The organism is Haloarchaeobius caseinilyticus (genome assembly GCF_051207395.1).
Taxonomy (GTDB): Archaea; Halobacteriota; Halobacteria; order Halobacteriales; family Natrialbaceae; genus Haloarchaeobius.
Window position 1 is genome coordinate 341,169 of record NZ_JBPJZC010000004.1, and the last position, 14,196, is coordinate 355,364.

Genomic DNA, 14,196 nt, shown 5'->3' on the forward strand with positions numbered 1-14,196 from the left:
AGCCAGTGCCCTTTTTCATTACACCTCGTGCATCAGTAAGTATGAGCTTCTTGGACAAAGAGTACCTTCTCGAATCGCCAGCGGCAGTCAGACTGTATGAGTCAATCCGTGACGAGCCGATTCTGGACCCACACAGTCACGTCGATGTGCGGGCAGTCGCCGAGAATGACGGCTGGACCGACATTTGGGAGGTAGAAGGCGCAACAGACCATTACGTGTGGGAACTGATGCGCAAACGCGGCGTGCCAGAAGCCAAGATTACCGGCGACACGAGCAACTGGGAGAAGTGGATGGCCCTCGCCGAGGTGTTTCCGAAGTTCGCGGGGAATCCGACGTACGAGTGGGTCCACCTCGACCTCAAGCGGCGCTTCGGGATCGACAGCCAGATTTCAGCCGAGACCGCCGAGGACATCTGGGCAGAAACGAAGGCGGCGCTCGACGATACCGAGATGTGCCAGCAGGCGCTACTCGAGGAAATGAACGTCAGCGTCGTCTCGAGCACCGACGACCCGACCTCGAAACTGGAGCACCACCAGAAGCTGGCCAACGACCTCGACGACGTTACAGTTCGACCGACCTGGCGGCCCGATACGGCGATGAAGATCGACGAGAGCGGATGGGCGGAGTACGTCGAGGAACTCGGAGCAGCCACTGACACCGACGTGTCCGACCTAACCGGGTTCTGTGTGGCACTCGAAACCTCACATGGGTACTTCGAGGCACACGGTTGCGGGGCCAGCGACCACGGCCTACAGGAGGTCGTTTCCAGACCGGTCAGCGAAGACCGTGCAGCGGAGGTCTACGAGCGTGCATACACCGGCGGGGACCTCTCTGAGAAGGACGTGGCGGACTTCCAGGCGTACGTTCTCAACCTTATCGGCGAACTCAATAGCGAGACTGGCTGGGTCACCCAGTTCCACATCGGCCCAGTGCGGGACTATCGCGACTCGCTGCATGATCGCCTTGGGGCCGACGCTGGTGGCGACATCTCGACGCAGGACGTCGAACTCGTCGACAACCTCCGGTATTTCCTCAATCGATTCGACAACGATCTGGAGGTCGTCCTCTACACGGTCGATCCGACCCACTATCCGACGGTCGCGACAATCGCTCGGGCGTTCCCGAACGTCAGCGTCGGTGCGGCCTGGTGGTTCAACGACAGTCCATATGGCATGCAGGAGCAGCTCGAGTACGTCGGCACGGTGGACCTGCTCGCGAACTATGGCGGCATGGTCAGCGACTCCCGCAAGCTCATGTCCTTCGACTCTCGGTTCGAGATGTTCCGTCGCTCGTTGGCGAACACGGTCGGGTCCATGGTCGAGCGCGGCCAAATCCCTGGGGATGTCGCGGCTGACCTCGTACAGCAGGTCGCCTACGATCGGCCCGCGGAACTCTGGGGCATCGAGTAGCGCTCGTTTCGGCCAGGTACGACCACTCGCGGACGAGAAATGTCGAGCATCGGGCCGTGAATGACGAACACTCTTTACGTCGTGGATCTCTTCGTCAACGTAGTCCATCGAATCTGGACGCGCACCGACCGACTCTGTAGGCGTGAACATACGACTATTGAGCACCAATGAGGCCGCGCTCACTTCCATCGTATGTCTCACGCCCGCTCAGCCGGATATCCTCGCCGTTTCTGGCTTCTCGTTCATCCACATGCTACTCGGGTTCCATCGCTGGATGAAGCTCCACGGTCACTTCCGTCCCGCGGGGGTAATCGTCGGCGAAGGAGATCTCGCCGTCGACCTGCTCGAGCACGGACGTCGCGAGGTACAGCCCCGTCCCAATCCCCGAGCGTCCCTCATAGCGCGTCTCGGAATCGTTGAGCATCTCCTTCTGTCCGTCGGGAATTCCGACGCCATCGTCTTTAATCACGACGGCGACCCGGTCGTCGCCGTCGTGGATGTGGATTGCCACGTGCGGTGTGTCGCGATCCGTATGTCGGATAGCGTTAGATAGGAGCTGTTCGAAGGCCGAGGAGAGCATCGGCGTTCCGCGGACGAATACCGAATCGCGGCCGATGCCCGAGCGATCGACCGTGAGGTCAGCGTCACTTCGGTCGCGGACGCGAACGATTTCCGGGTCGAGAACGTCGCCGAGTGCGACCGGCTCCGATTCGATCTGCCCGTCCATGGAAAGTGCGTCAACCAGTTCGCTGGCCGCGTCCGCAAGCCCGGCGGCGTGGCGCGCGGCCTCCAGCAGGCGGCGGACGCTAGGGACTCGATCGTCGTCGACGTGGTTCTCCAAATCTTCGCCCCAGCCGATGATCGCGCTCGCGTCGTTCCGGACGTCCTGTCTGAGTATTTGATTGAGCAGTTCCAGGCGACGGTTGGCGTGAAGCAGTTCAAGCTGGGACTCGTGGCGGTCGATCGCGTAGCGCAGAGAGCGTCGGAGAACCTCTTCGGTGATGCGGCCTTTCGTGAGGTAGTCCTGGGCGCCCTTCTGGATCGCTTGCGGGCCGAGCTCACTCTCCATCCGCCCCGTGAGCACGACGATGGAGACGTTGGGAGCAGCGTTGACCACCGCTTCCACCGTATCAATCCCGTCGCTGTCGGGTAGTCCTAGATCGAGGATCACGACCGTCGGCTTGTGCTCCATGAGCGTCGCAAGCGCGTCTTCGACCCTAGCAACGCGGTCAATCGCTGCGACTTCGATCATTCTGTCCGAACCACGGCTCGAGCGCGAGGCCGTCAGCAGTCGCTCCACGACCGCAGCATCGTCGTCGTCGTCCTCAACGAGGAGGACATCGATGCCGGGCTCAGCGGCGGCAGTCATCTCTGCCCCCGTCGCTCGCTCAAACCGTACCGACCGTCGACTGCGAGTGCCATTGTCGACCCGGGGTTGAACTGGAACATACTTGAGCGTTCGGCCACCCTTTTCGGTCGTGTTTAGTTTGGAGCATTGTGCCAGCGAGCGAAGCTATGCAACCAATTTTCGGCAGTTTCGGGTTTGACGTGGCTGAAGCAGTTCGAAAAAGACGACGTTCGGCGCTTCAGCTCGCGAAACATCCGTAGATCGGGTTTGTAAAATGCCATCGGGGACGGTGCGCACCTACCCCTCGGCATCGACCGTCTTCTGGTCCTCCAACTCGGCTAGCCGCGAGCAAATCCGTTCGTAATGGTCGCTGTCGGCGAGAGCCTGCTGGGCGTACCGCTTTTCGAGGAAATTGAGGTGCGCCGCCAGAGCGCGTCGCTCCCGCTGCTCCGAAGGTTCGCCGTGTCGCTTGAGCTGCGTTTCGATCGTCCCCCGGAGCGCGTCCCGGGACGTCGGCTTTGGCACGATCGCGTCGCACGGCGTGTCGGCGACGTCGTGTGACGGTTGCTCACCCGTCAGCAGGACGACCCGACACGCGTCATCGGACGAACGAACGAACGCCGGAACGTCCTCGATCGGGATGCCCGGAAGCCGGCGATCCACGACGACTACGTCGGCGAGGTCGCCGAGTCGTCGGAGTCCGTCGGCGTTCCGCACGTTGCGTACCGTGTACTCCGGCGTGAGCCAGTGTCGGTAGAGCTCGGAGAGGCGGCGATCCCGATCAGCGACGACGACGCAAGGACGAGAGCGCTGGACGTGGCGAACGCCCCAGGCTGCGAGTTCGTCGAAGACTGGTTCCAAGTCCGAACCCGCATCAGTGAGCCGATAGTCGACGCGCTGGGGGGACCCCTCGACGTCGTGGCGTTCGACCACGCCAGCGTCCTGCAACGACTCCAGGTTTTCCGAAAGCACTTTCCCGGAGATGCCATCGAGTCGCTCTTCCAGTTCGTTGAATCGGAGGGGTCCGTCGTCATGGAGTGCGAGGAGGATCTCTGGCTGCCACTTCCCAGAAACGACGGAGAGCGCACGCCCGATGACCTGCGTACGCTCTCCCGGACGAAGTCCCATCGTCACTACGTTTCCGAGGAGACACAAAAAAGCTCACGGCACCCATCGGGACACGAGATCAGTCGTCGACCGTGACGCCGGATCGTTCCTCCACGCAGACCAGATGAGGATACGAGCCGACAGCTGTCGTAGATGCGTTTAGTTACCTTGCGGTAACCAGCCAACTAACGATAGTGTTAGCGAGAGATTATGTCGGGGGTCGCTACATTCGTGTTATGAACACGTTCCAGCTGAGTGGCCCGCGACGTGCGTCCATTCGAGGAGTGATCCAAACGCTACTCTCGATAGGGCTAATCGCGCTCGCCGTCTCGATGGCCTCTAGCGGCGGTTTCGCCAGCAGTTTCGGCCCCGACGCGACCGAAATCGACCGTTGCATGGAGATCACGGAACCGGGCGAATACGTCCTGACGGAGGACCTTCAGCCGGCGGCGCCGGAGAATCTCACACTCGACACGGACACCTATCCCAGAAGTGCGTGTCTCGCAGTGAACGCGACCGGGGTCACCATCGATGGACAGGGACATGAGATCAACGGCACCGCCGCCCACGCAAACGGCTCGGGCCAGTACTACGGCGTTCGCATCCAGAACCTCTCCGACTCCGCTGGCACCGACGAGGTGTCTGCACTTTCGGCGAGGATCACTAACGTGACGCTCACCCAGTGGTCCCGGAGCGTCTACAGCTACAACACCCACGCACTCCTCGTCAACGACAGTACGATCCGGAGTGACCTGCCGGGGCAGACCAGCGGCCTCTATCTCAGGTACTCGGACAACGCGACGATTCGCCAGAACGTCATCGACGGCCCATCGAAGGGAGTCGACCTCCTCGAGGAGTCACACGATGCGAACGTCACAGACAACACGATCACGAACACGAGTATCACGGCGATCGAAGCCGACGTGGACCGCCTGCTCGTCGCGAACAATCACGTCGAGGACTACGGTGGCAGCCTCGATGCGAGGGGCGTCTACATCGAGGAGGGGTACGACGTGCGCATCGTCGACAACGTCGTCCGCGACGGTTACGAAGGGATCGTGGCCTACGGCACTGCCCTCCAGGACGTCACGATTTCCAACAACACGCTGAGCGGCGGCGATACAGCCATCACGCTCGAAGATTATTATTCCAGTCCGAATCCGAGCTCGGCGAACGCGATCCTCCGGAACAACACCGTCGACGATTTCGACGACGAGGGGATCGTCGTACAGCGCCTCTCTGCCACCCCAACGATCGCCGATAACGTCGTCACGAACGTCACCAACAGGGGTATCCACATCTTTGGTGAATCGGACAACGGCCTCGTGGAATCGAACGTCGTCACGGATTCGGGAACCGGTCTCTGGTTCGATGTTGACCAGACCACCGTACAGGACAACGACCTCTCGAATAACGACATCGGCATCGACGTCCGGCGATCGAACGAATCGACGGTCCGCCGGAACGACCTCTCCGAAAGCGGGACAGTCGGCGCGTACGCCCTCGGACTGAACCACGGAACCGTCTTCTCGAACAACACGATCACGGACGGCGCCGGAACCGGCGTCGAGATCACGGTCCTCAACGACGATGCGTCAGACGTCAGCTTCGAACGAAACGAGATCACGCGGAACCAAGGCGCGGGCATCGTTGTAGACAATGAGAACGCGCCGTCAGCCGTCGGTCCGCGGAATCCTGTGATCCGTGCGAACAACATCTCCTCGAACGGCGCGGAGGGAATCCTCGACGGCGACGGCGTCAACGCGACGTACGTGGACAATCGGATCGCAAACAACACCGAACAGGGCCTCTTCCTGGCATACTACGCCCGAAACGCGACAATTCGAAACAACACCGTTGTGGACAACGGCGGCGTCGGCATTCAGCTGGGGATCGGATCGAACAGTGAAACGTCGAACGTCACTGTTGTGGAAAATCAGCTGTCGAGCAACACAGACAACGCGATCCTCGTAGAGGAGAGCCCGGGCGTCGTTCTCACGAACAACTCGATGAGCGATCACGACGTGGACCTTCGACTGACCGAGACGACCGGCGTCGAAGTCCACGACAACACGTTCGAGACGGGCATCGGATTTGACGCCGAGGATTCCGAAGACTACGCCCACGACGTGAGCGACAATGCGTTTTACGACGGCTCGCCGCTGTACTACGTGGCTGGTGACGACGCACCCACTGTGCCCCAGGACGCTGGGCAGGTGATCGTCGTTGACGCCGACGGCCTCGCGCTATCGGATCTCGACCTGACGACCGGATCGGTGCCGACGGGGGTGCTCGTCGCCACCAGTAACGGATCGTCGGTCGAGAACGTCTCGGTGACGGGTCCAGCACGGCAGGGCGTTCGGATCGTTTCCCTCGCCAATTCGACCGTCGACGGTACCATGGTCGACGGCTCCCGGCGCGGAATCGTCGTCGCGACCTCGCCAGGAATCGACCTCACGAATGCGACCGTGACGAACGTCGCCGGGGCCGAATCCGGCGATAGCGACGGTATCGAACTGACGGAGTCCGCTGGCGCAACGATTCGGGATAGCAGCGTGCAGAATGCGTCGGGCGACGGCATCGAGGTCGGACAGTCCGAGGGCATCCGCATCGAGTCGAGCGTTGCCGACGAGACCGGGCGGAGGGGCATCCTCGTCGAGCAAAGTCCCGGGGCCGCCGTCCGGACGAGTTCGGTCCTCGACGCAACGTACTCCGGGATTCTCCTGGACGGCGCTTCCAACAGCACGGTCGAGGGGAATATCGTGACGAACTCCCCGAGCGCGAACTACGGTCTTCGTGTGCTCAACTCGGACGAGGTCGCGTTGCTCGACAACCACGTCCAGGGGATCGCCGGTGAGGGAATCGCGACGACAAACGCGAACAACGTCACGATTATCGACACCTACGCGTACGACAACGACGTTGGGATCGCCGTCGGAACCGGTGACTTCGGCGGCGAGGCGAACGCGGTGCTCCGCCAGAACGAGCTGGCCCAGAACGACCTCGGCCTCGATGGAGTGGAGATCGTCGAGCTGGTGAACAACACCATCCGCGACAGCACGAACGACGGTGCGTTCGTGGACGACAGCGACGACCTCACGGTGACGCGAAACGTCATCGAGCGAAACGGCGGTGTGGGCCTCGAACTCGACGTCCTCTTCGACGTTACCGTTGCGAGCAACGAGTTCGACGATAACGACGTCGCGATCCACGACGCGGGCTCGGTCGGCCTCCTGATCGATACGAACACCTTCAGGAACCACGATACGCAGAGCGTCGAACTCTACGGCACCGACGAGTTCACCGTCAGGAACAACACGATCGAGTCGACCGTCGACAGCGATGGATTCGGGATCTCCGCGGGCGTCCGCACAGAGCTCGCGTCCGGCGACGTCGGTACGATCGCCGACAACGCGTTCGATTCGAACGACTACGGCATTCAGGTCGTGGCCGAGAACACTGATCTGCTCGGGGCGAACCTGACGATTCGTGACAACGAGTTCACGGCCAACACGGAGGGCGTGATGGTCTACGACGCGGCCGACGAGATCGCGATCGCGAACAACGCCTTCACCGAGACGGCCGGCGACGCCGTCGCCTACGGTGCTTCCTCGCCGACACACTATCTCGACGCCCGGCAGAACTGGTGGGACGCAGCCGACGGTCCGAGTGGGAGCGAATCCGATCCCGTCAGTGGAACCGTGGCAGACGGAAACGGTGATGCCGTCGGGTCGAACGTTCGATTCGACCCCTGGCTCGGAGACAATTCCTCGGTTGGAAGCAACCTCACCGCGGACGTCTCGGTCGTCGGGGCGTCGCTGAACACGACTGAGACCGAGCTGAACGGAGCCGTGACGGTCACCGCCGACGTTACGAACGTGGGCAACACCTCGGGTACCTACGATGCCGACCTCGAGATCGACGGCACTGTCGAGGACACGGCCACTGTCCAGGTCGCGCCCTCGACGACTGAGACGGTGACGTTCACCTACGCCTTCACCGCCACGAGGGACTACGACGTGGCCGTCGACGGGGTGACAGCAGGCACCGTCTCCGTCGGGGGCAGCGGCGACGGCGACGGCGGTGACGATGGCGGAGAGAGTGGTGACGACGGCGGTGACGATGGCGGCGACGGAGAGGGCGGTGATGGCAGTGGAGACGGCGGTGACAGCAGCGGAGACGGCGATGGCTCGAACGGCGACTCGAACGGGACTGCAGGTGGGAGTCCATCTGAAGACACCCCCGACAGCAGCCAACAAGCCCTTACGGACAACGATCCCGCCGACCCCGGCGTTCAGGTATTCTTCGACGAGGGGCCGGTCGAGAAACTGTCCTTCGAGGACGAAGCCCTCGCGGATTCCGGAACTGTGGAGATCGAAACACTCGAAGAGCCCCCCACGATCGTCGCGGATGAGTTCGGCCCCGAGAACGTCGTCTCCTCGGTTGAAATCGACGTCCCCGAGTCGGCCACCGTCTCGCCGGCCAGGCTCACCTTCCGTCTATCCGAGTCAGAAATTGGCGATCGAAACACAGACACCCTGCAGGTCATCCGGGTTACCGGTAGCGTGAACCAGCGGTTGCCGACCGAGGTAATCGAGGCCTCCGGCGGTGGCTATCGCGTCGAGGCCGACACGCCGGGCTTCTCCAACTTCTCAATTGTATCCGTGGAGCAGGCCACGACACCGACCCAAGGGACTCCGACCGCCACCGAGGCAGAACCCTCGACGCCGACCACGATGACCGCGACCCCCGAACCATCCCCGACCGCGAAACCCGAACCATCCCCGACAGCGAAACCCGAACCATCCCCGACCGCGACCCCAGCCCGGACCGAAACCCCAGTCGGGGTCCTCGGTTTCGGGCCTGGAGTCGCTATCGTCGCCTTGATTCTGGCCGTTCTCATCACGGTCAGACGACGTGGGTGATGTGACGTTCGATCAACGTTCGAACATCGAAGCGACGATTTTCGCGCTCCGGCGCAACTACGGCGAGACCGTGCGCGCTCAAACTTGGTTCGGATAGTTCCGCGAACTCGTCCTCAAGTGCGCCATCAGAAACGTCGAACTAGTTCTCGACAGCTCTGTCGGGCGAATGAAGGCGTCTGAACGAGGCCTACTGTGGCTAATAAACTGAATATTCTGCTCTACTGAGTCGACGTGTGGCTCCGGTTTTCGTCCGTCTAGTCGCACGTCTGAGTCATCCGCCGTCCGTGCTTCTCGGGCGAACGACGCCGTCTGCAGCGCCCGGTCGAGTTCGAGGCGCTGGTTCTCGACTTCGAATCGAGTGACGACGGTGTCGTCCCGTCGCTCGGCGTCGTACGACCATGGGCGTTCGCCGACGAACGAGACGTGGGCGCGCGCGCGTCGATGCCCGTTCGATCAGATGCCAGACGGTCCGGGCGTGCGGCCTCGCGGCGCTCGGCCGTTCCGGGATTGGGACTGGCATGTTCGAATCGGCTCGCCGTGGACTCGGGTTGCTCGCTCTGAATCGCAGGTCTCTGGCGACTCACGCCGCCCAGATGGCTTCGCTCCAGACAACTACCGCACTTCGTGAGTGTCTGTGGCCGAGGGCGACGCACCTCGGTATCCGTATATAGACGTCGTCTCGCTCATTCACTGCCCTCTGCTGTCGTGAACTCGACGTCCGTAATCTCGAATCGCGCCCCGCCTGTCGACCCCTCACTCGCGCGGACCGACCATCCGTGCGCTCGGGTAATCTCTCGCACGATGGCGAGCCCGAACCCAGTTCCGCCGGGCGAATTGCTGTATCCTCGCTCGAAGATCCGCTGGGGTTCATCTTGGGAGATTCCCGGACCAGTATCTTCGACGTAAAAGCCGTCGGGAAGCGAACCGACCGTGACGTGAACCCCTCCAGTGGCTGGTTTCTTAGATTCGAAACCGCGATCGGCAGGCCGACGCTGTCCGCTCAATGCGGCGTTCGAGTCCCTCTCCTCACCCCTGGCCTCCCCATCGATCTGTCTCTCAGTGCTCGGAGATCCGTGCTCGACGCTGTTCTGGAACAGGTTCTCGAACAACTGCTGTACCCTCGACGGGTCGGCCAGCACGGTCTGATCCGTCTCCACGGTAAGTGTGGAGTCTGGACTCCACACGTGCATCCAGGCAGCGTCGGCGAGTGATGCGAGCTCGATCGGTCTTCGGTCCCCGAGGTCCCGGCCAGTTTGAGCGAGTTCGAGCACGTCGTCGACGAGTTGGTCTATCCTGTTCGCCGCGGTGAGTACGCTCTCGACGTGGGTGATGTCGCCGGACGAAATCGCCATATCTGCACTCCCACGAATCTCCATCAGTGGCCCCTGGAGGTCGTGGGACATCATCCCCGCCAGGTCCTCTAGCTGTTGGAAGGTGATCAGCGTGATCCCCGATGCTCCGCCGACTCGATTGGTTCGAATCTCGAAGTCGCGATCGACCCCTTCGACGGTGAACGTCCGCTTGATGATGTTCGGGCCTTCAAGATCTGGAAGGTCGTCGGGTGCTTGCTCACCCAACAATTGGTCGACACTCCGCCCGAGGACCTGTGCTGCGGCTGGGTTGACGTCCACCACGCGCCCGTCCGCGTTGACCACGAGCATCCCGAGTTCCATTCGCTCGATTAGCTCTTTGCGTCCAAGCTCTCGCGTCGCGGGGATGAGACGGACGAAATCGTACTGGAGGACGATGGCGATACCGATCATACACGAGAAAAGTATCGAGAGTGGCGTGATTGCGAAACCGTTCGGCGGTATCGGGAGGAAGTACACCACGTCAGCGACGATTCCCAGCGAGACGGCGACAGCCAGCGTCAGCGCCTGCCAGCGATAGACGCCTTCGGCGACCAATGCGTAGCGGACGAACGCGGCGGTCGCACTCACCGTGAGTAAAAAGGCGTAGACGATCCATGGCACTGCGACTGCCCCGTACCTGTAGGCCACGTGTTGGGGATTCGACGCCGGTGTAACACTCGCATAGAAGAGCCCGTGGACGCTGTCTGTGAGTGCCAGGAGGAGGGCGGCCACGGCTGGAAGGGCAACCAGTACCCGGTGGCGCCGCGAAAGCCGCCCGTCGTACCCGGTGTAGGACAGGGCGAAAAACAGGATGGCCACCGGGACGACGGTTATCCCTACGTACCGAACCTGGAGCAGGACCCTCGAGACTGCCAGCGAGCTAGTCGCGTAATTGAGCCCAGCCGATATCATCCAGACGGTGTCTCCGACGAGAACGGCCACGAGCCAGATGATACCCGGTCGGTCGCGTCGTCTGAACGCATACACCGCGAGCGCGATGGCGAAGGCCGCACCGAGAAACTGAACGAGCACCAACGCAGTTAGAGTCATTTGCTACAATCAGTCCCCCTCAACTGTGTTCGTCCTCTGTATTGGAGTACTGATTGATGTAATTTCTGTTCGTTCACCCTCTCTCTCCCCGAAATTCGACTCCCTGGGACCCGCGTTTAGTCCGCCCGCACCCGAGGGGGTGGCGGGGTCGTTCCCGCGAATGTACAATGTTCCAAACAGATTCATTCAGCGACGACGTTCAAGCGACGGCCGACAACCAGTAATCGTTCGACGAAAGCGAGACCCTGTCGACGGAGATGCAGGAGTCCCTCGAGCAGTGGGTCGAGGATCTGGCGTCCACGACCGGTGATGTTTGAGCGAGCGAAGAGTTCCAAGAGTGGCTCGACGTCCAGAGCAGGTTCCACGACTACTCGCACCGCGACACACTCCTGATCAAGTACCAGTGTCCCGAAGCGACGAAAGTCGCGGGCTACAGGACGTGGCAATCCGAATTTAACCGGCACGTCCAGGAAGGCGAGTCCGCCGTCTGGATCTGGGCTCCGATCATTACGAACCAGTGCCCGTCGTTCACCAACGTCCATCCTGATCCACCCGCTCACCAGTCGCCCGAGCAGCGGCATCACTATGAGAAACGCGATGTAGATCGGCACGACAACCACAATCTGGCCGAACGAGTTCTGTACGCGGGGGAGTTGCGAGGCGACGACTCCACGTAGTCGCCCGTGGTGTAGTTCCAAATTTTGGTGCCGATGTCGGCGTCAAGCGCGTACATGTTGTAGTCGTCGCTCCCCACGTACACCTTTCCGTTGACCACCACGGGCGACGAATCCACGGTCTCGTCGGTGGTGTAATTCCAGACTTCCGTAACGCTAGTACCGCCTGGGCGATGCCGTTCAGATTCGACTGGAGGCCGAATGACGGCCGTGCGGGTTCGTCCGCTATCTTCACATCGACGACGCTTCCCGCGTGAGCTACCCTACCCTACTCGCTCACGGCTGACGCCGTTCGCTCCTTGAGGGTAGGGCTTCCTGCTTCCACGACGCCGAGGTCGTCGACTTTATCCAGCACGTCTCGCGGTGCTGGGGCGGTAGTCATACGTAATTCTACGTTGACCGAGGGCAAAGGCGTTCTGTCGATAGAAACAGTAGCTGTGTCGGAATTTCCGACCCAACTCGGCGAAATGGCACTGCGCAAGCTCGTATTCGGCCCGATATCGTCTCCGGCCCTCGGAATTATCTGTGTCGTCGGAGACTCGTCGTCTGTAACGTCACACCGCGTTCACGCAGTGAACATATTTCACGGGGAATAGCTAATACTGAATTAACCGATTGTTGATGTGTCATGAAGGGAGATGGCACACAATCCGAGGCTGCAACCGTAGAATCGCTATCCACAGGGACACTCGAAGAGTTCGACGCCGCACTGTCCGGGGATCTCGTCCTTCCAACACACGACTCGTACGAGGAGGCGAGGAGGGTCTGGAACGGACGGGTCGACTATCGGCCCGCGATGATTGCTCAGTGTCGTGACTCAAACGACGTCGCGACTGCGATTCGGTTCGCTCGTTCACACGACCTCGACGTATCGGTACGGAGTGGTGGTCACCACCCGTCCGGGTCTGCTGTCGCACCCGAAACCGTCGTCGTCGACTGTTCGGAGATGACGGCAGTTACCGTCGACACGGAGGCCCGAACGGTTACTGCCGAACCGGGAATTACGGCCGCAGGCCTGCTAGAGGCGACCCAGGAACACGGACTCGGAGTCCCGACCGGAAGCGCAGGTGACGTGGGTCTCGGCGGGTCCACACTCGGTGGGGGCATCGGCTGGATTAGACGGTCGAAGGGCCTCGGAATCGACTTCCTTCGCGAAGTCGAGATGGTCACAGCCGACGGCGAGGTGCGCACGGTTTCCCAAGACGAACACAGCGACCTGTTCTGGGCGATGTGCGGAGCGGGCGGGCAGTTCGGTGTCGCGACGAGATTCGAGTTCGACTGCGTCGAAGTTGGTCCCATCGTGCCCATGGTCGCGGTGTTCTACCCTGGAGCGGACGCCGAAGCGGTGTATCGTGCCTACGACGCCGCGATGGCAGACGCGCCCGACGAAATCTCGACGATGGCGGCGTACGGTCACATCCCGCCGATGCCGATGCTTCCCGAGCAACTCCACGGCGAAGCAGCAGTGCAGGTGATGGCCTGCTACGACGGCTCGGTCGAAGAAGGGATGGCTGCACTCGCTCCGTTCCGGGAGCTTGGCGAACCGCTCGCCGAGATAGGCGAGCCGATGCCGTACCTCGCGTTGCACCAGATGGGGACGGAGATGTTCCCCGGTGACCGGAATTACTACTGGCGCTCGTCGTTCAGTGAGGCACTGGACGAAGCCCTCATCGCGGAGGTCGTCGAACTCGGCCGGGACGGCCCGTCGCCGAGTTGTGGCATCTCGGTGTGGGCACTCGGCGGAGCGATGAACACGGTAGCACGCGATGCGACAGCGTTCCCGTGGCGTGATTCTGGCTACATGCTCACGGTCGAGGCCAACTGGGACGATGGCCTCGGCGACAAGGACGAGCACATTGAGTGGGCGCTCGCGATCGACGACGTGTTCCGCGAGCACGGGGCGACCGGTGCCTACATCGGTTTCCACGGAATCGAAGAGACCGACGACCGAGTCGAAGAACTCTGCTTCGGTGAAAGCTGCGACCGCTTGCGTGAAGTCAAATCTGAGTACGACCCCGCTGGGCTGTTCGGCACTGCCTTGCTCGCTGAGGACAGCTAACCGGGACGGTCACCCGCAACCATAGGGGGCGTCGGCAGTCGAGACTGCATATGAGTCTGTCCAAGACCCCACAATTTTTGATACACTTGGTTCATGAAAATTCCCACGCAATTCTGCTTCAATGACGACGTTGCCATCAGACATCACGCAGAACCACACGGTAGACTGGCAGCGCCGGTAAGTGAGTCATCCGCAGTTCGAAAACGGCCAAAGTACGGCCATAGACCCCCACCATCGAGCCTTTACTCAGATTCTCAATCGAGCAGTCTTAG

6 protein-coding genes and 5 pseudogenes are annotated in these 14,196 nt (G+C 61.5%); 5 read left to right on the forward strand and 6 right to left on the reverse strand.

Annotation, left to right across the window (positions count from 1 at the left end; genetic code table 11):
- The first annotated feature begins 41 nt into the window (after positions 1-41).
- Complete coding sequence (gene uxaC, locus ACSC1P_RS19150) at positions 42-1,409, forward strand: glucuronate isomerase (RefSeq protein WP_435361810.1); 1,368 nt, start codon at positions 42-44, stop codon at positions 1,407-1,409.
- A gap of 253 nt (positions 1,410-1,662) precedes the next feature.
- Here uxaC and ACSC1P_RS19155 read toward each other — a convergent pair whose 3' ends face one another.
- From ACSC1P_RS19155 to ACSC1P_RS19165, 3 genes and pseudogenes are all read right to left on the reverse strand, one after another.
- Entirely contained in the window at positions 1,663-2,778 is a 1,116-nt protein-coding gene (locus tag ACSC1P_RS19155) for a sensor histidine kinase (RefSeq protein ID WP_435361811.1), read from the reverse strand.
- A gap of 113 nt (positions 2,779-2,891) precedes the next feature.
- Positions 2,892-3,014 (reverse strand): annotated as a pseudogene (locus tag ACSC1P_RS19160) (IS6 family transposase); the annotation flags it as partial.
- A 40-nt stretch (positions 3,015-3,054) separates the two neighbouring features.
- The gene (locus tag ACSC1P_RS19165; RefSeq protein WP_435361812.1) at positions 3,055-3,885 is read right to left on the reverse strand and encodes a winged helix-turn-helix transcriptional regulator; all 831 of its coding nucleotides are present in this window, start codon (positions 3,883-3,885) and stop codon (positions 3,055-3,057) included.
- Between the two features lie 374 nt (positions 3,886-4,259).
- Here ACSC1P_RS19165 and ACSC1P_RS19170 point away from each other — a divergent pair, with 374 nt between their 5' ends.
- The gene (locus ACSC1P_RS19170; protein ID WP_435361940.1) at positions 4,260-8,789 is read left to right on the forward strand and encodes a right-handed parallel beta-helix repeat-containing protein; all 4,530 of its coding nucleotides are present in this window, start codon (positions 4,260-4,262) and stop codon (positions 8,787-8,789) included.
- A pseudogene (locus ACSC1P_RS19175) lies at positions 8,788-8,997 on the forward strand (hypothetical protein); the annotation flags it as partial. The gene ACSC1P_RS19170 and the pseudogene ACSC1P_RS19175, both read left to right, overlap by 2 nt.
- A 475-nt stretch (positions 8,998-9,472) precedes the next feature.
- Here ACSC1P_RS19175 and ACSC1P_RS19180 read toward each other — a convergent pair.
- On the reverse strand, positions 9,473-11,191 hold the full coding sequence (locus tag ACSC1P_RS19180) for a sensor histidine kinase (RefSeq protein ID WP_435361813.1): 1,719 nt from the start codon (positions 11,189-11,191) through the stop codon (positions 9,473-9,475).
- 257 nt (positions 11,192-11,448) lie between these two features.
- Here ACSC1P_RS19180 and ACSC1P_RS19185 point away from each other — a divergent pair.
- A pseudogene (locus tag ACSC1P_RS19185) lies at positions 11,449-11,763 on the forward strand (DUF955 domain-containing protein); the annotation flags it as partial.
- Here ACSC1P_RS19185 and ACSC1P_RS19190 read toward each other — a convergent pair.
- Both ACSC1P_RS19190 and ACSC1P_RS22125 read right to left on the reverse strand, forming a co-directional pair.
- Positions 11,704-11,859 (reverse strand): annotated as a pseudogene (locus ACSC1P_RS19190) (arsenic resistance protein); the annotation flags it as partial. The pseudogenes ACSC1P_RS19185 and ACSC1P_RS19190 sit on opposite strands and share 60 nt — an antisense overlap.
- A 29-nt stretch (positions 11,860-11,888) precedes the next feature.
- Positions 11,889-11,984 (reverse strand): annotated as a pseudogene (locus ACSC1P_RS22125) (hypothetical protein); the annotation flags it as partial.
- Positions 11,985-12,493: 509 nt separating this feature from the next.
- Between ACSC1P_RS22125 and ACSC1P_RS19200 the strand changes: the two are divergent.
- Positions 12,494-13,924 (forward strand): FAD-binding oxidoreductase, encoded by a 1,431-nt coding sequence (locus ACSC1P_RS19200; RefSeq protein ID WP_435361814.1) that lies wholly within the window; start codon positions 12,494-12,496, stop codon positions 13,922-13,924.
- Positions 13,925-14,196 lie beyond the last annotated feature (272 nt).

Coding starts and splice junctions, on each gene's coding strand:
- uxaC (WP_435361810.1), top strand. CDS start 42: ATGAGCTTCTTGGACAAAGAGTACCTTCTCGAATCGCCAGCGGCAGTC.
- ACSC1P_RS19155 (WP_435361811.1), bottom strand. CDS start 2,778: ATGACTGCCGCCGCTGAGCCCGGCATCGATGTCCTCCTCGTTGAGGAC.
- ACSC1P_RS19165 (WP_435361812.1), bottom strand. CDS start 3,885: ATGGGACTTCGTCCGGGAGAGCGTACGCAGGTCATCGGGCGTGCGCTC.
- ACSC1P_RS19170 (WP_435361940.1), top strand. CDS start 4,260: ATGGAGATCACGGAACCGGGCGAATACGTCCTGACGGAGGACCTTCAG.
- ACSC1P_RS19180 (WP_435361813.1), bottom strand. CDS start 11,191: ATGACTCTAACTGCGTTGGTGCTCGTTCAGTTTCTCGGTGCGGCCTTC.
- ACSC1P_RS19200 (WP_435361814.1), top strand. CDS start 12,494: ATGAAGGGAGATGGCACACAATCCGAGGCTGCAACCGTAGAATCGCTA.